The 20,933-nt window shown below is 70.5% G+C and carries 23 protein-coding genes and 1 tRNA gene; 15 read left to right on the forward strand and 9 right to left on the reverse strand.

The window, feature by feature from the left end; translation table 11 throughout:
- A partial coding sequence (gene sseA, locus FV233_RS10085) for a 3-mercaptopyruvate sulfurtransferase (RefSeq protein WP_147897388.1) occupies window positions 1-834 on the forward strand: 834 nt, incomplete at its 5' end.
- Between the two features lie 114 nt (window positions 835-948).
- Here the strand turns inward: sseA and FV233_RS10090 are convergent.
- From FV233_RS10090 to FV233_RS10105, 4 genes are all read right to left on the reverse strand, one after another.
- Window positions 949-1,773 (reverse strand): FTR1 family protein, encoded by an 825-nt coding sequence (locus FV233_RS10090; protein WP_147854223.1) that lies wholly within the window; start codon window positions 1,771-1,773, stop codon window positions 949-951.
- 29 nt (window positions 1,774-1,802) lie between these two features.
- Window positions 1,803-3,218 (reverse strand): 4Fe-4S binding protein, encoded by a 1,416-nt coding sequence (locus tag FV233_RS10095; protein WP_147854224.1) that lies wholly within the window; start codon window positions 3,216-3,218, stop codon window positions 1,803-1,805.
- Between the two features lie 13 nt (window positions 3,219-3,231).
- Entirely contained in the window at window positions 3,232-3,534 is a 303-nt protein-coding gene (locus FV233_RS10100; RefSeq protein WP_246689952.1) for a cupredoxin domain-containing protein, read from the reverse strand.
- Window positions 3,535-3,610: 76 nt separating this feature from the next.
- Window positions 3,611-4,174, reverse strand: coding sequence for an iron transporter (locus FV233_RS10105; protein ID WP_210247790.1), 564 nt, complete (start codon window positions 4,172-4,174; stop codon window positions 3,611-3,613).
- A gap of 350 nt (window positions 4,175-4,524) precedes the next feature.
- On the opposite strand from FV233_RS10105, the gene FV233_RS10110 reads away from it, so the two are divergent.
- On the forward strand, window positions 4,525-6,651 hold the full coding sequence (locus FV233_RS10110; RefSeq protein WP_147897390.1) for a carbohydrate porin: 2,127 nt from the start codon (window positions 4,525-4,527) through the stop codon (window positions 6,649-6,651).
- A gap of 10 nt (window positions 6,652-6,661) precedes the next feature.
- Here the strand turns inward: FV233_RS10110 and FV233_RS10115 are convergent, their stop codons facing one another.
- Window positions 6,662-6,922 (reverse strand): hypothetical protein, encoded by a 261-nt coding sequence (locus FV233_RS10115; RefSeq protein WP_187278085.1) that lies wholly within the window; start codon window positions 6,920-6,922, stop codon window positions 6,662-6,664.
- A 219-nt stretch (window positions 6,923-7,141) separates the two neighbouring features.
- Window positions 7,142-7,867: a lipoyl(octanoyl) transferase LipB gene (lipB, locus tag FV233_RS10120; protein ID WP_147897392.1), complete on the reverse strand. Its 726-nt coding sequence runs from the start codon at window positions 7,865-7,867 to the stop codon at window positions 7,142-7,144.
- A 103-nt stretch (window positions 7,868-7,970) separates the two neighbouring features.
- On the opposite strand from lipB, the gene FV233_RS10125 reads away from it, so the two are divergent.
- Both FV233_RS10125 and FV233_RS10130 read left to right on the forward strand, forming a co-directional pair.
- Window positions 7,971-8,276 (forward strand): FliM/FliN family flagellar motor switch protein, encoded by a 306-nt coding sequence (locus FV233_RS10125; RefSeq protein ID WP_147897393.1) that lies wholly within the window; start codon window positions 7,971-7,973, stop codon window positions 8,274-8,276.
- A 122-nt stretch (window positions 8,277-8,398) separates the two neighbouring features.
- A tRNA-Leu gene (locus FV233_RS10130) sits at window positions 8,399-8,483 on the forward strand.
- A 145-nt stretch (window positions 8,484-8,628) separates the two neighbouring features.
- Here FV233_RS10130 and FV233_RS10135 read toward each other — a convergent pair.
- Window positions 8,629-8,859, reverse strand: coding sequence for a DUF6429 family protein (locus tag FV233_RS10135; RefSeq protein WP_147854233.1), 231 nt, complete (start codon window positions 8,857-8,859; stop codon window positions 8,629-8,631).
- A gap of 260 nt (window positions 8,860-9,119) precedes the next feature.
- Here FV233_RS10135 and FV233_RS10140 point away from each other — a divergent pair, with 260 nt between their 5' ends.
- The gene (locus tag FV233_RS10140) at window positions 9,120-11,066 is read left to right on the forward strand and encodes an oligopeptide transporter, OPT family (protein ID WP_147897394.1); all 1,947 of its coding nucleotides are present in this window, start codon (window positions 9,120-9,122) and stop codon (window positions 11,064-11,066) included.
- A gap of 26 nt (window positions 11,067-11,092) precedes the next feature.
- Here the strand turns inward: FV233_RS10140 and FV233_RS10145 are convergent, their stop codons facing one another.
- Complete coding sequence (locus FV233_RS10145; protein ID WP_210249481.1) at window positions 11,093-11,344, reverse strand: AbrB/MazE/SpoVT family DNA-binding domain-containing protein; 252 nt, start codon at window positions 11,342-11,344, stop codon at window positions 11,093-11,095.
- A 390-nt stretch (window positions 11,345-11,734) separates the two neighbouring features.
- Here FV233_RS10145 and FV233_RS10150 point away from each other — a divergent pair, with 390 nt between their 5' ends.
- The 5 genes from FV233_RS10150 to FV233_RS10165 all read left to right on the forward strand — a co-directional run bounded on the left by FV233_RS10150 (window position 11,735) and on the right by FV233_RS10165 (window position 14,896).
- Window positions 11,735-13,291, forward strand: coding sequence for a DEAD/DEAH box helicase (locus tag FV233_RS10150; protein WP_147897396.1), 1,557 nt, complete (start codon window positions 11,735-11,737; stop codon window positions 13,289-13,291).
- A gap of 192 nt (window positions 13,292-13,483) precedes the next feature.
- On the forward strand, window positions 13,484-13,669 hold the full coding sequence (locus tag FV233_RS10155; RefSeq protein ID WP_147857947.1) for a DUF1508 domain-containing protein: 186 nt from the start codon (window positions 13,484-13,486) through the stop codon (window positions 13,667-13,669).
- A gap of 189 nt (window positions 13,670-13,858) precedes the next feature.
- Window positions 13,859-14,128 (forward strand): hypothetical protein, encoded by a 270-nt coding sequence (locus FV233_RS10160; RefSeq protein ID WP_007566004.1) that lies wholly within the window; start codon window positions 13,859-13,861, stop codon window positions 14,126-14,128.
- Window positions 14,129-14,277: 149 nt separating this feature from the next.
- A complete protein-coding gene (locus FV233_RS30225; RefSeq protein WP_187193523.1) occupies window positions 14,278-14,415 on the forward strand; it encodes a hypothetical protein in 138 nt (45 codons plus the stop codon).
- Window positions 14,416-14,443: 28 nt separating this feature from the next.
- Window positions 14,444-14,896, forward strand: coding sequence for an acyl-CoA thioesterase (locus tag FV233_RS10165; protein ID WP_187278086.1), 453 nt, complete (start codon window positions 14,444-14,446; stop codon window positions 14,894-14,896).
- Between the two features lie 6 nt (window positions 14,897-14,902).
- Here FV233_RS10165 and FV233_RS10170 read toward each other — a convergent pair whose 3' ends face one another.
- A complete protein-coding gene (locus FV233_RS10170) occupies window positions 14,903-15,436 on the reverse strand; it encodes a superoxide dismutase family protein (protein ID WP_147897397.1) in 534 nt (177 codons plus the stop codon).
- 110 nt (window positions 15,437-15,546) lie between these two features.
- Here FV233_RS10170 and FV233_RS10175 point away from each other — a divergent pair, with 110 nt between their 5' ends.
- From FV233_RS10175 to FV233_RS10195, 5 genes are all read left to right on the forward strand, one after another.
- On the forward strand, window positions 15,547-16,329 hold the full coding sequence (locus tag FV233_RS10175; protein ID WP_238260068.1) for a TlyA family RNA methyltransferase: 783 nt from the start codon (window positions 15,547-15,549) through the stop codon (window positions 16,327-16,329).
- Window positions 16,326-17,564: a class I SAM-dependent RNA methyltransferase gene (locus tag FV233_RS10180; protein WP_147897398.1), complete on the forward strand. Its 1,239-nt coding sequence runs from the start codon at window positions 16,326-16,328 to the stop codon at window positions 17,562-17,564. Before FV233_RS10175 ends, FV233_RS10180 begins: the two co-directional genes overlap by 4 nt.
- A gap of 127 nt (window positions 17,565-17,691) precedes the next feature.
- Complete coding sequence (locus FV233_RS10185; protein ID WP_147853631.1) at window positions 17,692-17,979, forward strand: hypothetical protein; 288 nt, start codon at window positions 17,692-17,694, stop codon at window positions 17,977-17,979.
- A gap of 164 nt (window positions 17,980-18,143) precedes the next feature.
- A complete protein-coding gene (locus tag FV233_RS10190) occupies window positions 18,144-19,148 on the forward strand; it encodes a magnesium transporter CorA family protein (RefSeq protein WP_147853632.1) in 1,005 nt (334 codons plus the stop codon).
- Between the two features lie 95 nt (window positions 19,149-19,243).
- Entirely contained in the window at window positions 19,244-20,929 is a 1,686-nt protein-coding gene (locus tag FV233_RS10195) for a methyl-accepting chemotaxis protein (RefSeq protein ID WP_147897399.1), read from the forward strand.
- The last annotated feature ends 4 nt before the right edge of the window (window positions 20,930-20,933 follow it).

The raw sequence follows: 20,933 nt of genomic DNA on the forward strand, positions 1-20,933 counted from the left end.
CCCCTCGTCACCCCCGAATGGCTGCACGACCGCCTCGCGGCGCCCGACATCGTGGTGCTCGACGCCTCGTGGTACCTGCCCGCCGCCGGTCGCGACGCCGAGGCCGAGTATCGGGCCGCGCACATCCCGGGGGCTCTGCGCTTCGACCTCGACGCCATGAGCGACACCGAATCGAGCCTGCCGCACATGCTGCCGCGCTCCGACGTGTTCGCCTCGCGGATGCGGGCGCTGGGGGTCGGCGACGGCATGCAGATCGTCGTCTATGACGGCCAGGGCCTGTTCTCGGCGCCGCGGGTCTGGTGGATGCTCAAGACCTACGGGGTGCGCGACGCGCTGGTGCTGGATGGCGGCCTGCCGGCCTGGACCGCCGCGGGCTACGCCACCGAGGACGGCGACCCGGCCCCGCGCGAGCGGCGCCACTTCACCGCCCGGCTCGACCACGGCGCCGTGGCGGACGCCAACGACGTCGCCCGGGCCCTGGAGACCGGCTCGGCCCAGGTGGTCGACGCCCGCTCGGCCACCCGCTTCCGCGGCGAGGAGCCGGAGCCGCGGCCGGGCGTACGGCCCGGGCACATGCCCGGCGCACACAACCTGCACTACGCGTCGCTTCAACGGGACGGCCGGCTGAAGAGCCCGGAGGAGTTGGAGAACGTGTTCGCGGAGGCCGGCATCGATCCCGACCGGCCGATCGTGACCACCTGCGGTTCCGGCGTGACCGCGGCGATCATCGCGCTGGCGCTGGAGACCCTGGGCCAGCCCGCCCGTGGCCTCTACGACGGCTCCTGGTCCGAATGGGGTGCGGACACGGCGCGCCCGGTCGCGACGGGCGCCTGATCGCGGTTTCGAAAGGTCGGGACCTTTTGCGGGTCCAGGGCGGAGCCCTGGTCCATCATCAGGGCTCCGCCCTGACGACCCGCCAAAGGGCTGAGCCCTTTGGGAACCCGGACCTCAGGCGGTGCGCACCGTCCGGCGCTTGTCGGCGGAACTCCACTGCATCAGCCCGACCATCACCGCGATGGTGCCGAGATAGACCAGCCCCTGCAGGGCGGTGGGCCGGTCGGTATAGCCGACGAGCGCGTGCAGCACCCGGCCCGGCCAGGAATTCTCCGCGATCACCCCGGAGCTGTTCCACAAGGTCTGGCCGAGCACATCGACCACCCCGGCATTGGCCAGGAACTGGGCCGCCTGCGCGGCGAGGCCCGCGGCCAGGAAGATGATCAGCACGCTGGTGATCGAGAACACGTAGCGGCTCGGGATCGCGGCGAGGCCGAGATAGGTCACCGCGGAGAGGAGGATCCCGGCGCCGATGCCCGCGAACGCGCCGAACTGGATGTCCGCACCCGAGGTGCCCGACGCCACGAGGCCGTAGAGGAACAGCACCAGCTCCGCGCCCTCGCGCAGGATCGCGGCGCCGACGACGATCGACAGTGCGGCCGCCTCGCGCTCGCCCGAGCGCACCGCTGCGCCGGCCGCCCGCAATTCGCCCGCGAGCTCCTTCCCGTGCTTGCTCATCCAGGTGTTGTGCCAGATCAGCAGCAGCACCGCGACGATCAGCACCGCGGCGTTCAGGATGTCCTGGCCGCTGCCCTCGAAGGCGTCGGAGATCTTCTCCGCGAACAGCGCCACGAGGCCGGCCCCGGCGAGGCCGCCGACGACACCGAGCAGGACCCAGCGCATGCGGCCCGGGATGCCCCGCGTGGCCGCCAGCACGATCGAGATGATCAGGCCCGCCTCGATGACTTCGCGGAAGGCGATGATGAAGGCGCCGATCATGGCGTTTCCTCAGTTGAACGCGGACCGCGCTACCAGACCCAGAACAGGAGCACCCAGTTGGCGACCGAGAGGGTCACCGCGGAGGCGATGCAGGCCGTGGCCGCGGCCCGCTGAAGGCCGCCCGCCCCGAGGCCGGCGACCCGCCAGGCGAGCCACACGCTCCACAGGCCGGCGCCGGTCAGCATGGCGGCCCGGATTTCCGACACGTACGGGATCACGATGCCGTCGCCGCGCAGGAACGTGACGGTCAGCGCCGAGAGGCCCAGGAAGACGCCGCAGCCCGCCACCGGGATCAGCGTCTGCGTCAGGTGATGGAAGCGCCGGAGCGACCATCCGCCGAGCGCCAGGGTCGCGAGCGCCACGATTCCCGACACGGCGAGCCCGAGGATCACCGTCGCGGCGCCGATGTAGGCCAGGAGCAACCCGCCGTCGAGGAGGGTCATGACGTCGCTGTGGTCGGGGTAGTTCGTCAGGACGAACCACGGCGCCGACATCTCCAGCGGCCAGGTGATGCCGTGCTCGATCAGCCAGGTGGCGGCGATCTGCTTGGCCTCGACGAACCAGGGGCTCGACGACCATTGGAACGCGCCCACCGCCAGAGCCAGCATGCCGAACAGGATCAGCACGGTCTGTTCCAGGCTCGGCTCGTTCCCGGCGACGTGGACGATCTCGTGGTTGGGCGAGCGCAGGGCCAGGCGCACCGCGCCGCGATGGCCGCTGCAGCGCCCGCACATGTGGCAGGAGCCCGAGCCGCGCATCGCCTTGACCGGCACCAGCGGGGCGCAGTTGAAGGTCTCGGTGCCCTGCACGGGCTTGGGCGAGGCGGCCCAGGCGGCGCGGTCGACCTGAAAGCTCACCGGCGCCAGCTTCGAGAGCACCGCGAAGACGCCGTTGACCGGGCAGAGATAGCGGCACCAGACCCGCTTGTTGCGGCCGTAGAGCAGGCCCACGACGATCGCCGCGACGGTCGAGCCGCCGAGCACCGCCAGCACCGGCTTCGGGTAGCCGTAGACGCTGGTCATCTGCCCGTAGACGGTGGTGCCGGCAAACGCCAGGAACGGCCAGCCCTGCCAGGTGATCCAGCGCGGCACGGCGTAGCCCCGGCTCCAGCGGCTGGCGAACTCGCTCAAGGCGCCCTCGGGGCAGAGCACGCCGCACCAGGCCCGGCCGACCAGCACCATGCTCAGGAGCACGAACGGCCACCAGATGCCCCAGAACGCGAATTGCGCGGCCAGCGTCAGGTTGGTCCAGATATGCGCGGTGTTGCCGGGTAGCGGCAGCAGCGCGGGCACGATCACCAGCACCCCGTAGATTCCGACGATCACCCACTGCACGGCCCGGATCATCCAGCCGTGCTGCCGCAGCCAGTCGCCGAAGCGGGCGAGCCGCTCGTCGAGCAGGTCCCGGCGCGCGGGCGCGTCGGCGAGGAAGGTCGGGGCAGTCACCGTCGAGACCCGCTCACTTGGCCACCAGGGTGGCCTTCGCCTCGGGATGGAAGTCGTCGAACACCTGGTAGGTGCCGGGATCGAGGGTGCGGAACACGATCGACGAGGTCGAGCCGGCCGCCAGCGCCTTCTCGCGCTTGAGTTCCGTGCTCTCGAACTCCACCGGCGACTGCCCGGTATTCGAGATCTCCAGCTTGAACCGGGTGTTGGCCGGAACTTCGATGGTCGCCGGCAGGATCACGCCGTCGCGCATCTCCACCTTGATGACCGGCATGTCCTCGGCGCGCGCGGAGAAGCCCGCGCAGGAGACGGCCAGGAACGCGGCGGCGAATCGGACGGGGCGCGACGAGCGTGACACGGATATCCTTGCGGTTCAGGAGGCGCCCGTCTTCTCAGTAGGCGCCCTTTTTGCCGACGCCGGCGAAGGTGAAGTCCTGGGTCACGTCGAAGGGCTCGAACCAAGGGCCGACCCCGGTCTCCTTGTCGACGTGGCGGCCGAAGTGACTGTCCTTGCCGGGGGGCGCCACCGTGACCTTCAGGCGGTAGCGGCCGGGGCCGAACAGCTTGACGTTGTCGCCGTAATGCGGGCCGTCGTTGGCGACCATCGGCATGAGCGCGCCCGAGACCTTCTGGTCGGTGGGCTTGTCGCCGTCGAGCTTCACCGCCTCGAACCGGACTTCGAGGGCGGGCACCCAGTCGCCCTCCGCGAAGCCGTTCCGGTTGTCCTTTGCGGCGCGGATGTCGGTCTCGAGATGCAGGTCCGACTGCGCGGCGTCGCGCATCATGCCGGGCGGGTCCATCTCGATCGGCTGCAGGTAGACGGCGGCGACCTCGAGGCCGTTCTTGGTCACATGCGGACCGATCGGCACCTCCTTGGCCGCGGCGGCCCCCGCCGTCGCCAGGAGGGCACCCGCAGCCAGGCCGCGGAGAATCGGAAAGAGAGTCGAAGCGCGCATAGCGATGCACATAACGCTCCCGCGGGGAGTTTCAAAGAGGCAAACCGGCACAGATCAAATGATAACAATTCTAATCTGACACCATTACAGCGCCGGCGAATGATAGTTCTTGGTCTTTACCTGAAGACGTATCGAGTTTCTGCGGGCGGATCGAAGTTATTCCGCCGGCTGTGTCCGCGCGTATCTTGACCCCCGGAGAGATGTGGAGATCGTCACGGCACTGCCATGCACGGCATCGACAATGCGACCCGGGACGAGAAACGATGTGGCCCGTGTTCGAGGCGATCCGAAACGGCTTGCGTGTCCGCGAACCCTATTATAGCAAGTGCTATACCTTGTCTGCGAGTCCGATGCCGTCCCGTCCCGTGCCCCTCCTCCGTGCCGCCACCCTCGTCCTGGTGGGGCCCCTGATCGCGTCCGTTCCGGCGGCCGCGGCCGACCCCGCCGGGCGGCGCCCGGTGCCCGACCTCCCCGCCTACACCGACTGGTCGGGGGGCTATATCGGCCTCCAGGGCAGCGCGGGCGGGTCCTACGGCGCCTATAATTTCGGTCCGACGGCGATCGGGAACCGCGCGGTGCCGGCGTTCAAGAGCGGCGATTCCACCGGGCGCAGCGACCAGGGCCGCAACGCCACCACGGCGGTCGGGGGCCTGTTCGGCGGCTGGAACTGGCAGACCGGCCCCTGGGTCTACGGAGCCGAGGCGACCCTCGACGTGGCGAACCTGAAGCGGCCGGTGCCCTCGACCATCACGGGCTTCGGCTACGAGGATGCCGACCAGCCCTTCAACATCGTGCGCGCCAAGACCGACCTCTACGGCACCCTCCGGGCCCGGATCGGCTACAGCTTCGACCGCTACCTGATCTACGGATCGTTCGGGCTCGCCGGCGCCAACGCGCGGTTCCTGGCGAACTATCCGGACCTCGACGCGGGCGGCCAGAACACGGCGCGGCGCGAACTCGGGTATCTCGGCTTCACCCTGGGCGCGGGCATCCAGTACGCGATCAGCGACTCGCTCGCCCTGGGGATCGACTACCGCTACATCGACCTCGGCGGCAGCCGGCGCTTCTCGCTGGGCAGCGTGCCGGGGGACGACGGCGGTCCGGTCACGTCCCGGGCGAGCTTCACCTCGAACCAGCTGTTCGCGCGGCTGATGTGGTTCCCGGGCGGCCTGAAGGCTCCGCCCGATCCGGACGAGACCGCCCCGCACGACCCCGACAACGGCGAGACCGGGCGCTTCTCGCTGCACGGGCAGACGACGCTGATCGCCCAGGGGGTGCCGGGCTTCCGCTCGCCCTACGAGGGCGCGCAGAGCCTGATCCCGCACCAGGCCCGGCAGACCACCACGGCCACCATCTTCCTCGGGCTCAAGCTCACCGACAGCACCGAGCTCTACTACAACGCCGAGTTCAGCCAGGGCTTCGGCCTGTCGCGGACGCTGGGCGTCGCGGGCTTCGTCAACGGCGAGGCGCAGAAGGCCGGCGCCCCGTTCCCGAAGCTGCGCTCGAACCGCTATTACGTGAAGCAGACGATCGGGCTCGGCGGCGAGACCGTGGAGGTGCCGGACGGGCCGAACCAGGTCGCCACCCGGTACGATGCGGAGCGGATCACCCTGATCGCCGGCAAGTTCGCGCTGGGCGACTTCTTCGACGGCAACGTCTACGCCCACGACCCGCGGGTCGACTTCTTCAACTGGTCGCTGTGGGGGGCCTCGGCCTGGGACTTCCCGGCCAACCTCCCGGGCTTCACGCAAGGGGTCTACGCCGAATACAACCGGCCGGAGTTCGCGATCCGCGCGGCCTACACGCAGGTGCCCAAGGAGCCGTCCAGCGACGTGCTCGACCCACGGGTGTTCCGGCGCGCCGGCCTGAACGCCGAGTTCGAGGAGCGCCACGTGCTCCCGTGGCTGGAGCAGCCCGGCAAGATCCGCATCGGCCTGTTCTCGAATGTCGGGGTCTCGGCCAACAACCGGGAGCTGGTCACCCTCACGCAGCTCGGCCTGTTCGACAACGGCAGCGATGCCGCCCTCGCGACCCGCAAGCCGCGTCGGAAGACCGGCGGCTACATCAACCTCGAGCAGGCGCTGACGCCCGAACTCGGCCTGTTCGCCCGGGCCAGCCTGAACGACGGGCGCACGGAGAACATCTCCTTCACCGACATCGACCAGAGCTTCTCCGGCGGCCTGTCGTTGAAGGGCAAGGCCTGGGACCGGCCGGACGACACGGTCGCCATCGGCACGGCGATGAACCGGCTCTCACCCTCGCACCGCGCCGCCTTCGCGGCCGGCTATTACGGCCTGCTGGTCGGCGACGGGCGGCTCAACTACGGCAGCGAGCGGGCGATCGAGACCTACTACGCCCTGAACCTGACGAAGTTCGTGACCCTGACCTTCGACTACCAGTTCGTGAACAACCCCGGCTACAACCGCGACCGCGGGCCGGCGCACTTCTTCGCGTCGCGGCTGCACGCGGATTTCTGATCGTCGGTTGTCAGGGGACCGGCGGCGATCCTTCCACCGCCTGCCGCAGCTCGGCCTCGGCTTCGTCCACGCGCGCGGCCATGAACCGGACTTCGGTGATCGCGTCCAAAACGCGGTTCTCCATCGTCAGCAGATCGCCGCGCATCTCACCGACGTCACGCCGGATATAGGCCATGTCGTCGCGGATACGGGTGAAGCCTTCATCCATCCGCACGGCGATGCGGTTCATTAGCTCGATCGTGCGGGCCTCGCGCTCCATCAACTCACGCATGTCACGACGCAGGCCATCCATCTGCCTGAGCAACAGGTTGTTGCTCGGCGCCGGCGCAGCCTCTGACGACCGTGGTTCTTTCGGAGGAGCGTGCGACATGCACCATCATGTGCGCGCGGTCTGTGTGGACGCAAGGGTCCAATCTGGCGGCGCATGGGCGAAGCGCTCCGCTCATCGCCGAGGCCGGTTCCGCCGACCGAATGCCGATGCCCTTTCGGATCACGGATTCTCCGGCGCCTCGCTCACCGTGGCCCCGAAAATCTCTTCGAACGCCGCGCGCAGCTGCATGTCGACCTCCGCCAGGCTCACCGGCAGGCCGAGATCGACCAGGCTCGTCACCCCGTGCTCGCGCACGCCGCAGGGCACGATGCCGGCGAAATGTGACAGGTCCGGCTCGACGTTCAGGCTGATCCCGTGGAAGCTGACCCAGCGGCGCACCCGGATGCCGATGGCCGCGATCTTGTCCTCCACTCCGGAGCCCTTCTCGGGGCGGCGCACCCAGACGCCGACCCGGTCCTCCCGGCGCTCGGCCCGGACGTTGAAGGCCGCCAGGGTCTCGATCAGCCAGCCCTCCAGGCTCGCCACGTAGGCGCGCAGGTCCCGGCTCCGGCGGTCGAGGTCCAGCATCACGTAGGCGACCCGCTGGCCCGGGCCGTGATAGGTGTACTGGCCGCCCCGGCCCGTGACGTGGACCGGGAACCGATCGGGCGCCACGAGGTCCTCGGACCGCGCCGAGGTGCCGGCGGTGTAGAGCGGCGGGTGTTCGAGCAGCCAGACGCATTCGGGCGCCGCGCCCCGGGCGATCCGCTCGACGCGCGCCTCCATCCAGGCCACCGCGTCCGCGTAGCCCACGGGCGCGTCGCTCACGCGCCAGCCCACCGGATCCGAGCCGGGGCGCGCCGGGAAGGCATGGGGCGAGACCGTGAGGCGGGGCGCGTTTACCAAGGGTTCACCATCCTGCGTCGATGGTCGAAGCCTTCAACATCCGCGGCCGGCGGTTGCAAGTTTTGGGTGCATCGGGTCGGCGGCGAGACGGGATGGGCGCGCGGTGGCGGTCTTCGAGACCCTGAAGGTCGATCTGACGGTGGTGCTGGGCCGGGCCCGGATGCCGCTGCACATGCTGCTGCGCATGGGCCGCGGCGCGGTGATCGAGCTTGAGGCCAGCGACAGCGACATGGTCGAGATCCTGGCCAACGACCACCCGATCGCCCGCGGCCAGATCGTGGTCACCGGCGACCGCATCTCCGTCGAGATCACGGAGCTGATCCGCAAGGCCGCCGCGATCATCGAGCCCGGCACCACGATCGGCGACAGCGCGACGCCGTTCCTGGACGACAACTACGCGTCCGTTTGAGCGTGACGCTTGTCGGAGGCGGATCGATCTGTTATCCGCTGCGCCGCCCGACATGACGGCGGCCCGAGGGTTTCCCCGGAGGTCGCATCGGTCGGGCGAACGGGCGGATCTTCGCGTCCGATGCGGCCATGGCGGAATTGGTAGACGCGCTAGCTTGAGGTGCTAGTCCCGCGAGGGGTGGAGGTTCGAGTCCTCTTGGCCGCACCACACGTTCGTTGTGGTGTTTTCCCTCTGACAGCTGATCGCTCGGCCTCAGGCCGGCACCACGGCTTCAGCCGTTGATTCGCCCCGATACTCGGTTTGCGGCAAGCCGCCTGGCGCATGTCTGCGCGCGGCCGCCGAGGCGAGCTGGTCATTCCTTGCGGGTGAACAGCGCTTCGAACAGCGCCTCGGATCGACGCAGGCCTTCCTCGGTCAGCACCACCGACTTGGCCCGGCCGACCGGATCGTCGATCAGCCCCTTCGCGTGCAGGCGGCCGAGGGCCTCCCAATCGAACCCTTTCCAGGCCCGACATTCGTTGTGGAGCGTCAGCCACAGAAGGGCGAGCACGGCGTCGTCAATGCGCTCTTCATCGATCTGCATGGCTCGACGTTACCAAACCGCTCCGATCACATCCAGCGCGCGGAGCGTTCGCGTGCTACATCTATTCTCGACCGTATAAAATATCGATCGTCCAACACCGGAACCACAAATTCGGTTTTTCGTCATCGTGTTTCGATTTTTTCCGACAAGACAATCATATTGATCGTGCATGAGTTCTTGGCCGGTCATGGGAAGGACATTTGCATCTTTCAATCGCCTACCGATAAAATCGGCGTCTTGGCTTCCGGAACCCGATTCGCATGTCCAGCGGCGCCCAACCGGCCGAACTGACCTGGCGCGGCCTCCTGCTCGGCGCGGCGCTGACGCTGCTGTTCACCGCCGCCAACGTCTATCTCGGCCTCAAGGTCGGGCTGACCTTCGCCACATCGATCCCGGCCGCGGTCATCTCCATGGCGGCGCTGCGCCACCTCCCCGGCGCCACGGTGCTGGAGAACAACATCGTCCAGACCGTCGCCTCGGCGGCCGGCACGCTCTCGGCGATCATCTTCGTGCTGCCGGGCCTGGTGATGATCGGCTGGTGGCACGGATTCCCGTGGCTCACCACCGCGGGGATCACCGCCACGGGCGGGATCCTGGGCGTGATGCTGTCCGTGCCGCTGCGCCGCGCCCTCGTGGTCGATTCGGACCTGCCCTATCCGGAGGGGCGGGCCGCCGCGGAGGTGCTGGCGCTCGGCACCCAGGGCGCCGCCGGGCAGGCAGACAGCGCGCTGGGCCTGCGCATCCTGGTCTGGAACAGCCTGGCCTCGGCCGGCTTCGCGGTGCTGGCGCAGACCCGGCTGGTGCTCGACAGCGCCGCGCTCTGGTTCCGCGTCGGCGCGGGGGCGACCGGGATCGCCGGCAACCTGTCCTTCGCGCTGCTGGGCGTCGGCCATCTGGTCGGCCTGTCGGTGGGGGCCGCGATGGCGCTCGGGCTGATGATCGGCTGGGCCGTGCTGGTCCCGATCCTGACCGCGCAGCAGCCGATGCCGGACGCAAGCGTCGAGGCCTGGGTCGGCGCGGCGTTCCGGCAGGAAGTGCGGTTCTTCGGGGCCGGCGTGATGGGCGTGGCCGCGCTCTGGACGCTGATCCGGATCGCCCGCCCGGTGCTGGGCGGCATCCGCTCGGCCTTCGCGACCGGGCGGGCGCGCCAGGCCGGCGCGACGCTGGCGCTCGAGGAGCGCGACCTGCCGATCGCGGTCGTCCTCCTGGTCTCGGCGAGCCTTCTGCTGCCGATCGGTTGGCTGCTGTGGGACGTCCTCGCCGGCACGAGCCTGGAGCGCCACGGCGTCCTGCTGGTCGCGGGCGGCCTGCTGTTCGTCCTGGTGATCGGGCTCGTGGTGGCCGCGGTGACCGGCTACATGGCCGGGCTGATCGGTTCGTCCAACTCGCCCCTGTCGGGAATCGGCATCCTGGCCGCGCTGGCGAGTTCGGCGATGCTGCTGGGCCTGCTCGGCCGCGACGGGGATGCGCAGAGCGGCGGGGCGCTCGTCGCCTACGTGCTGACCGTCACCGGCATCGTGTTCAGCATCTGCGCCATCGCGAACGACAACCTGCAGGATCTCAAGACCGGCCAGCTCGTCGGGGCGACGCCGTGGAAGCAGCAGGCGGCCCTGGTCGTCGGCGTGGTGTTCGGGTCGGCGATCATCCCGCCGGTGCTCAACGTGCTGGCGACGAGCTTCGGCTTCGTCGGGACGCCCGGGGCCGGGCCGAACGCGCTGGCCGCGCCGCAGGCCGGCCTGATCTCGACCCTGGCCAAGGGCGTGCTGTCCGGCGAGGGCAATTGGCGGATGCTGGGCTGGGGCGCGGCCGCGGGCGTGGGGCTGATCGCCCTGGACGAGACCCTCGGCCGCCTGAAGCGCCTGCGCCTGCCCCCGCTGGCCACTGCCTTCGGGATCTACCTGTCCATGAAGCTGATCCTGCCCCTGGTGGCGGGCGCGGTGATCGGCACGGTCTACGAGCGCTGGGCGCGCCGCCAGGCCGATCCGGAACGGGCGGTCCGGCTCGGCACCCTCACGGCGACGGGCCTGATCGTCGGCGAGAGTCTCTGGGGCGTCGCCTTCGCGATCATCGTCTACGTGTCGGGCGACGATGGCGCCCTGGCGCTGATGGGCGACGGTTTTGGCGGCCCGGCGCTGATCGGCGGCCTGGTGCTGTTCGCGGGTCTGACGGCGGGCCTCTACCGCCAGACGCGGCGGCTGGCGGCCTAAGACAGATCAGTTCAGGACGACGGCGCTCACGCAACCGGATCCTGGCCGTTCGCCTCGGCGCGGCGCTCTCTCAGGAAGGCGGAGGAATCGGCATCCTGCCGGACATTCTCGCGGTACAGAGCCTGAAGCTTCGACGCCGCGCGGCCGACCGGTACGAGGCGCACCTCATCGCCATCGACCGTCACGACGAGGCGGCTCTCCCCCGTGAGACCCAAAGCGTCGCGCACGGATTGGGGCAAAACCATCCGGCCGTCGGCGGCCACCTCCGCGTCGGTCACGAACCGCATCGCCAGATCCTCAGCCTTCGCGGAGATATCGACCACACCGGCCAGCGCCCGTCGTCAGGACGTCGTGGACGGAGACGCATCGCCGGAGCCGTGCACCCACGCGATCGGAGCCATGTCCTGCCGGGCACAGCTGTGCATTGACTTCGCAGGCGCACACCCGCATATCGGCGGTGCAGCGTCAGCGGCCGTCAGGCCCGCTTGAGGGGGTTGCGTGACGGATCGGGCGCCTTCCGGCGTGATCCGGCCCCCCTCTTCATAACGTGCATGCACCCGGGCCGCCCCATCACGCGGGCTGCCCCCTGCCAACGGACCGACCAGATCTCTGCGCTGCTCGCAACGAACGCGAAGCGCCCGGCCGGCCCTGCTGCATCGGATATCTCTTTGACCCAATTCACCGATTTCGGCCTTGCCCAGCCCGTGCTGCGGGCGCTCGGCGAGGCTGGCTACGTCACGCCGACCCCGATCCAGGCCCAGGCGATCCCGCCGGCCATGGAGGGCCGTGACCTCTGCGGCATCGCCCAGACCGGCACCGGCAAGACCGCGGCCTTCGCGCTGCCGATCCTGCACCGCCTCTCGCTCTCGGACCGCCGGGCCCCGCGCCGCGGCTGCCGGGTGCTGGTGCTCTCGCCGACCCGCGAGCTCGCCAACCAGATCGCCGAGTCCTTCTCGGATTACGGGCGCCACCTGTCCTACACCACCACGGTGGTGTTCGGCGGCGTCACCATCAGCCGCCAAGAGCGGGCGCTGGCCCCGGGCGTCGACATCCTGGTCGCCACCCCGGGCCGCCTGATCGACCTGATCGAGCGCCGCTCGCTGACCCTCGAGGGCGTCGAGATCCTGGTCCTCGACGAGGCCGACCAGATGCTCGACCTCGGCTTCATCCACGCCCTCAAGCGCATCGTGAAGCTGCTGCCGGCCCAGCGCCAGAGCCTGTTCTTCTCGGCGACCATGCCGAAGAACATCGCCGGGCTCGCCAGCCAGTACCTGAAGGATCCGGTGCAGGTCGCCGTGACCCCGGTCGCCACCACGGCCGAGCGCGTCGAGCAGACGGTCATCTTCGCCCATACCGGCGCGAAGCAGGCGCTGCTCGCCCACATCCTGCGAGATCCGGCCATCGACCGCGTCCTGGTCTTCACCCGCACCAAGCATGGCGCGGACCGGGTCGTGCGCGGCCTCGACAAGGCCGGCATCGCCGGCGCCGCGATCCACGGCAACAAGAGCCAGCCGCAGCGCGAGCGGGCGCTCCAGGCCTTCCGGGACGGCGATTGCCGGGTTCTGGTGGCCACCGACATCGCGGCCCGCGGCATCGACGTCGACGGCGTCAGCCACGTGGTCAACTTCGACCTGCCGAACGTGCCGGAGAGCTACGTCCACCGCATCGGCCGCACCGCGCGCGCCGGGGCGACCGGTCTGGCGATCTCGTTCTGCAACGACGAGGAGCGGGCCTACCTGCGCGACATCGAGCGGCTGACCCGCCAGAGCGTGCCGGTCGCCGGCTTCCCCGAGGGCTTCTCGCCCCCGTCCCGTCAGGAGGCGGCCGAGATCGCCCGCGAGGAGGAGCGCCGGCCCGAGCGCCAGCAGCAGCGCCCGGCCGGTGGCCGTCCGGGTCAGCGGTCCCGTCCGCAGCAGGGCCGTCCCCAGCAGGGGCGTCCGGAAGGCGGCCGCGGCTTCGGCGGCGGCGGCGGCCAGGGCCAGGGTGCACCGCGCCAGGGCCGCCCCGAAGGCGGTCGCGGCGACGGTCGCGGTCCCGCCCCGCAGGGACGCGAGGCCCGTTCGGACCGGCCCGCCCGTCCGCAGGGCGAGCGCCCGGCCCAGCAGCAGGCGCGACCGGCGCGGGACAGCCGGCCCCAGCGGGCCGATGCCCGCCCGCGCAGCGCCGGCGGCGGCAACGGCGAAGGCCGCACCATCGGCTGGCTGGAGCGGTCGCCCCGCTCTTGAAGAGAGGGCTCGGGGGCGCAGCCCCCGAGAGATCCGCAGGGCTCTGCCCTGCACCCGCAAAAGGTCTCGACCTTTTGAAACCGGGATTCTTCCAGATTGGTACGGACGCCGCTTCGGGGGAACCTCCCGGGGCGGCTTCTTTTTTGCGCGGGGTGTCCCATCTCACCGGCACGTCGGACGAGAGGCTGCACCATGCGGTTCGAACTCTATCGGGATGCCAAGGGCGAGTGGCGCTGGCGCCTGCGCGCGCGCAACGGCGAGGTGATCGCGGATTCCGGCGAGGGCTACCTGCGCCGCGAGGATTGCGAGCACGGCATCGCCCTCGTCCGCCAGAGCACCGAGGCTCGCATCGAGGACATGACCACCAAGATCGCCTGAGCGCAGGCTGCGTCTCCACGACCGACCGGGGCGGCGAGGTCAAAAATAAACCCTGTCCGAACCTCCGTAGTGGTTACGCTGCAACGCTTCCCATCGCCCATGCGTTGCAGCGTTTCGGACCGCCGACCGGGTTCTCGTCCCGCGTGCGGTCCGTCGTCGAAGACGCAATCACGCGAAGGGAGTCGAGACGTGCTGAGGAAATTCCTGCTCGCGGCCCTGCTGGTGCTGGGCTTTGCGGCCGCGGCGCCGCAGGGCGCATCGGCCGCGCCGGTCGGTCCGGGCATCGCCCTGCCGGCCGACGCCGCGCCGGCCGTGGCCCAGAAGGCCCAGTACTACTACCGCCGTCGGTTCTACGGCCCGCGGCCGTTCTACCGCCGTCCGTACTACCGCCGCCGGTTCTATTACGGCCCGCGCCCGTTCTACCGCCGTCCGTACTACCGTCGCCGGTTCTTCTACTGAGCGGTCCACTACGCTGACAGGCCCGGCGGCTCCCACGAGCCGCCGGGCTTTTTCATGCGCCGATTCGAGATGCGCGGCCGGTCTTCATGCCGTATAATGCAGGAACGGGACGCGCCGGCGACAGATCGGCCTGCCCGGGAGGAAACCCGATGAACGATATCGCGCAGCGCGCCGAGCCCACGGCCGCGACGCCGGACCTCTGGCAATCGATCCCGTTCGAATGCATCCTGGGCGCAGCCGCCATCTTGCTGGCGGCCGGGCTCAAGCTCGCCGGCATCCTTTCCTGACGGCGCGCGAGACAGGCGGATGGACGGCATGCAGCACGTCGCACGCGCGAACCTCGAAGGTGAGCAGGCGCCGCCGCCCGAGGCGGACCTGCCGCGGGGGGATCTGACGGTCCGGACCATCGCGATGCCGGCCGACACCAACGCCAACGGCGACATCTTCGGCGGCTGGGTGCTGACCCAGATGGACCAGGCGGGCGGCATCGCCGGCGTGGACCGGGCCCAGGGCCGGGTCGTCACCGTGGCCCTCGACGCGATGACCTTCATCCGCCCGGTCCGGGTCGGCGACGTGCTGTGCGTCTACACCCGGGTTTCGCATGTCGGCCGGACCTCGATGAAGATCGAGGTCGAGGCCTGGGCCCGCCGGTTCTGCACCCAGGTCCGCGAGCGGGTGACGCAGGCGACCCTCACCTTCGTGGCGATCGACGAGGCCGGGCGCCCGCGCCCGATCCCGCCCCTGGTGCCCTCGCCCAACGCCGCCTGATCACGTCTACTTGATCACCGCGCAGGCGACCCGGTCGCCGGCACCGCCGATCGGCTGGGTGGTGTGGTCGTCCTCGTTGGCGTGGATGATCAGCGCCGAGCCGTCGCCGTCCTTGAGGCCGCCCTCGCCGGTGAGCGGCGTCTCGCTGGTCACCTCGGCATTCCCCGAGCCGTCCTGGGCCACGTAGAGGTTCGGCAGGTCGCCCTCGTCGGGTCCATCCGGATTGAGCAGGCCGTGCTTGCTCTGGTCGTGGTTCACGTGGGCCTTGGAATTCAGGAACTTCGGATCCGAGCAATCGCCGACCGCGTGGAAATGCATGCCGTGCCAGCCGGGCGGCAATCCGCCGGGCTGGATGGCGACGCGCAGCACGAGGCTGTTGGCGCCGTCGCGGATCGCGATCGTGCCGATCGGGTCGCCCTTGGCGTTCTTGACGGGCGCCTGGAACGTCTCGGTCGGCTTGGGGGCTGCCGGCTCCTGGGCGAAGGCGCCGCTCGCCGCGAAAGGTCCCAGCAGCGCGAGCAGCGGCAGGATGCGTGTCATACGGTGGCTCTCCTCTCCAGCCCGGTCTAGGTAGGGGGCACGCCGCCCCTCCGACAGGGCCGGCCCCCGAAACCTTTGCCGTATCCCTGACGCGAGCCTGTAAAGCCCTGATGACCGGAGAACGGCCCATACCGGCAGGCGGAGCGCCCGCGCACCGCGCGCCTGCGCCGAAGCGGGCCGACCTGTTCCTGGTGGAGCACGGCCATTTCGAGAGCCGCGCGCGGGCGCAGGCCGCGATCCGGGCCGGGCTGGTGCGGGTGGACGGCCGGCCGCTGGCGCGGGCCTCGGAGGCGATCCCCCCGGGCGCGCGGATCGAGGCCGCCCCCGAGCACCCTTACGCCTCCCGGGGCGGACTGAAGCTCGCGGCGGCGCTCGACGCATTCCGGCTGGATCCGGCGCGCCTCGCCTGCCTCGACGTCGGCGCCTCGACTGGCGGCTTCACGGACGTGCTGCTCGCCCACGGCGCCACCCATGTCCACGCGGTGGATGTCGGCCGCGGGCAGCTGCATCCGCGGCTGGCCGCGGATCCCCGCGTCACCAGCCTGGAGGGCACCGATATCCGCGCCCTCGATCCGGCGCGGCTCGTCCCGCGGCCCGTGCTGGCGAGCGTCGACGTGAGCTTCATCGGCCTGCGGCTGGTGCTGCCGGCCCTGCCGGCGCTGCTCGCCCCCGGCGCCGCGATCGTCGCGCTGATCAAGCCGCAATTCGAGGCCGGGCGCGCGCGCGTCGGGCGCGGCGGCCTCGTGCGCGATCCGGCCGTCCACGCGGAGGTCTGCGATTCCGTCCGCCTCGTGCTGGAGGGGCTCGGCGCGACGATCCTGGGCCTGATCGATTCGCCCGTGCCGGGTGGCGACGGCAATTCCGAATTTTTGATCGGCGCAACCCTGTCATGAGCGAAACGGTCACGATCCGGGACCTCGGTGCCCGCGGCGACGGCATCGCGGAGGACGGGATCCTCGTCCCCTATACGCTGCCCGGGGAGCGCGTGACGATCCGCCGGGAGGGAAAGCGGGCCGAGCTGCTCGGCATCGAGACGCCCTCCCCCGACCGGGTCGAGCCGTTCTGCCCCTATTACATGCGCTGCGGCGGCTGCCGGACGCAGCATCTCGCGCCCGCCGCGGAGCTGTCCTGGAAGCGCGGCCTCGTCGCGCAGGCCCTGTCGCAGGCCCGTCTCGACGTCGAGCCGGGGGCCGCGATCGACGCGCACGGGGCCGGGCGCCGCCGCATCACGCTGCACGTCCGGGAGATCGACGGACAAGGCGAGGCCGGTCTGATGGCCGCGCGCAGCCACGCCCTCGTGCCGATCGACCATTGCCCGATCACGGTGCCGGCCCTGCATCCGGCCCCCGCGGTGGCGCGCCGGCTCGCGGCGCCGCTGGGCCACGGCCGCAAACCCCTGGACGTCGCCGTGACCGCCACCGACCAGGGCCTCGACATCGACCTGCGCGGCCACGGACCGGTGACCGGCGGCGTCGCCTCCGCGCTGGTGCGAATCGCGGGCGAACTGGGCCTCGTCCGGCTGTCGCTCCACGGCGAGCGCCTGATGGAGGCCGAGCCGGTCTCGGTCACGGACGCCGAGAGCCGCCTCTATCCAGCGCCCGGGGGCTTCCTGCAGGCGACCTCGGCCGGGCAGGCCATCCTCACCGCGCTGAGCCTGGCGGCCGTGGGGCGCCGTCCGCGGCGGGTCGCCGACCTGTTCTCCGGCTGCGGGCCCCTCGCCCTGGCGATGGCGCGGACAGCCGCGGTCCACGCCGTCGAGGCGGATGCGGCGGCGCTCGGCGGCCTCGACCGGTCGGCCCGGGCCGCCACGGGCCTGCGCCAGGTCACCACGGAGCGCCGGGACCTGTTCCGCCGGCCGCTGCTGCCCACGGAACTCGACGGGTTCGACGCGGTCGTGTTCGACCCGCCCCGGGCCGGCGCCGAGGCCCAGGCCCGGCAGATCGCCGCCTCGCGGGTGCCGGTGGCGATCGGCGTGGCCTGCGATACCGGCACCTTCGCGAGGGACGCGGCGACGCTCACGGCCGGCGGGTTCCAGCTCGAATCGGTGACGCCGGTCGATCAGTTCCGGCATTCGGACCATGTCGAGATGGTCGGCGTGTTCCGCCGCGAGGCCCCGCGCCGCCGCTGAGGCGCGCAAGATCGGGAGGCTTGCGGCGCGGAGGCTGCGCATCGAAGACTTGCGCAGTGAAGACTTTCAGATTGCAGGCTTGCAACTTGCTGTAGATTCTGACCTTCTCACGATGACTGGAGGTGTCATGACCGCAGCCTCGATCCGCCTGTTCGCCTTCGCAGCGCTGAGCCTCGCCGCGCTGAGCCTCGTCTTGCCGGCCACGCTGGCGGCTCAGCCGCGCGCCCCCGATGAGACCGGCACCGGCGGAGGGCCGCGATCGACGATCACGGCGCCGAACACCAACAGCCTGGGCGTGACGAAGCCGCCGGGTACGTCGCTGGGCGCGGGCGAGGTCCCGTCACGGCGGGAGCAGCGGCGCGAGCGCGCCCTGACCGACAAGATCGAGGACAGCGTCTGCGAAGGCTGCAACTGACCTTCTGGCCTGACGACACCGCAGTGTCGATGCGGGCCGCGATGTCACGGAAGCGTCAGAAAACAACGCCACACCCACGGCACAGCTTGCGCTTGGAGCCGCCGTGCCGGATGCGGATCGGACCCGGCGCCGCCCAGTGACCGTTTTGCACCCGAGACACCGTCGTGATTTTCATCCACCAGCCCTCGACCGGCGCCGGATCCTCGCTGCTTGAGCGCCGAATCGTCGATCTCCAGGACACGATCCCCGAGGACACCGTCTGGCTCGACCTGATCCGCCCGAGCCGCGAGGAGGAACTCAAGGTCGAGGCCTTCGCGGGCATCGAGGTGCCGACCCGCGAGGAGATGAAGGACATCGAGCCGTCGGAGCTGCTCTACGTCGAGGAGGGCGCCCGCTACATGACCGGCCGCGTGCTCTCGAAGGTCAGCGATGCCGAGGAGCCGGGGCTGGCCGGCATCACCTTCATCCTGCGCGGCAGCCGGCTCGTGACCGTGCGCCACGAGGAGCCGCAGGCCTTCCGGATGTACACCCAGCGGGCCGGCCGCACGACCGGGAACGGCAGCGCCTCCGCGGTCTCCGGCGAGGCCATCCTGGCCGGTCTGATCGAGGCGGTGATCGACCGGGCCGCGGACGTGCTCCAGCTCCAGGGCGAGCGGATCGACCGATTGTCGGGCAAGATCTTCGAAGTGCAGGACGACCCGTCCGCCCGCAACACCGCCCTCCAGGATACCCTGCGGGCGCTCGGACGCCATGGTGACCTGATCTCGAAGCAGCGCGAGAGCCTGGTCTCGATGGAGCGGATCCTGCTTTCGCTGTCGGCGACCTATCGGACAAACAAGGCGCCCCGCGACCTCAGAGAGGATGTCCGCTCGACCCTGCGCGATCTTCAATCGCTGGAAGAGCACGCGACCTTCCTGTCCACGAAAATTCAATTTCTGCTCGATGCGACGCTCGGACTAGTCAACCTTGAGCAGAACAACATCATCAAGCTGTTCTCGGTCATGGCCGTCGTATTCATGCCGCCGACGCTGATCGCCTCGATCTATGGCATGAATTTCAAGTCGATGCCGGAACTAGAACTGCCGTTCGGCTACCCCATGGCCGTGGTGATGATGTTCGTTGCCGCCATCCTGCCCTACGTTTTCTTTCGCTGGAAGAAGTGGCTTTAGTCGCGAATATTCTCCAGCCGCAGATAAAACGTTAAGAGATATCCTGGAGATCATCGCACCCGGAAGCGCGGCTGGCCGCGACGACGGAAGCCCCGATGCGATTCTCTCTGAAGACCGTCCTCTGCGGAGCCATCGGCCTGCTGGCCCTCGCGGCTGCGGGCCAGGGGGTCGTCAGCGTCGTCCGCTTGTCCGAGATCGAGCAGGACGCCAAGGAGGTTTCGCAGGTCTGGCTGCCGGCCCAGAACGAGGCCGAGGCCATCGGCATGGCGGTGCGCGACGTGCGGCTGAAGCTGTACCGGCTGGTCGCTGGATCACCTGACTTCGCGACCCTCGACAAGAACCAGACCGCGCTGACCGACGGCCTCGGGGCGTTGTCCGAACTGCGCCAGACCTACCAGAACCGCCTCGCGACCCCGAAGGCGCGCGAGACCTACGAGCGGTTCACCGGCGCCTGGAATGCCTACCAGAACATCCAGCTCCAGGTGGTCGAGCTGATGATCGCCGGCGACAGGGACGGCGCCCTCAAGCGCGTCCTCGACCCGGAGACGGGCGCCCAGAACGATGCGGCGGTCGGCAGCCTCACCGAGGCGATCGCGCTGGCCCGGTCGCAGACCGACGGGAACGTCGCCGCCACCGCCGACAACGCGACCTCGGCCAAACGCACCGCCCTGGTCGCCACGGCGGTGGCGCTGGCGGTCGCGGCGGCGGCGATGCTGTTCGCCCTGCTCGGCATCGCCCGCCCGATCCAGCGGATGACCGGCGCCATGGGGCGCCTGGCCGAGGGCGACGCCACCGTGGCGATCCCCGGCACCGGCCGCCGGGACGAGATCGGCGCGATGGCGGCGGCCGTCCAGGTGTTCAAGGACAACCTGATCCATAGCCGCGCGCTGGAGCAGGAGACGACGCTCGCCCGGGCCGGCGCCGAGGCGCAGCGACGGCGGGCCGTCCAGGAGATGGCCGACGGCTTCGAGGCCGCGATCGGTGGCGTGCTGGCGGCGGTGACGGAGGCGGCGCTGGACCTCCGGTCCAATGCCGAGGCCATGACCAGCACGGCGACCCGCACGGCCGAGCGCTCGGCCGCGGTGGCGAGCGCCGCGCAGGAGGCGACCGCCCATGTCGGCACGGTGGCGGTGGCGGCCGAGGAACTCGGTGCCTCGGTGCAGGAGATCGGCCGGCAGGTCGACGGCTCCGCCGACCTCGCCCGGGGCGCGGTGGATCAGGCCGGCCGGACCGCGGGCCTGGTTCAGGAGCTGAGGGAGGCCGCGGGCCGGATCGGCGACGTGGTGCGGCTGATCTCCGACATCGCCGGCCAGACCAACCTGCTGGCGCTCAACGCCACGATCGAGGCGGCCCGGGCCGGCGAGGCCGGCCGGGGCTTCGCCGTCGTGGCCTCCGAGGTGAAGGCCCTGGCCGCGCAGACCGCCAGGGCGACCGACGAGATCACCGGACAGGTCGGCCGGATCCAGGGCGCGACCGGCCAGACCGTGGACGCCATCGACGGCATCACCGGCCGGATCCGCGAGATCGACGGGGTGGCGACCTCCATCGCGGCGGCAGTCGAGCAGCAGGGCGCGGCGACCCAGGAGATCGCCCGCAGCATCGCCGACGCGGCCGCCGGGACCGGTTCGGTCACCGGCACGATCGACGCGGTCGCCCGCGCCGCCGACGAGACCGGCACGGCCGCCACCCGGATGCTCGCCTCGGCCGAAGGCCTGTCGGCGCAATCCGAGGCCCTGCGCCGGGAGATCGGCGCCTTCCTGCAGACGGTGCGCGCCGCGTGAGGCC

Origin of the sequence: Methylobacterium sp. WL7 (assembly GCF_008040085.1) — a bacterium.
Classification (GTDB): domain Bacteria; phylum Pseudomonadota; class Alphaproteobacteria; order Rhizobiales; family Beijerinckiaceae; genus Methylobacterium; species Methylobacterium mesophilicum.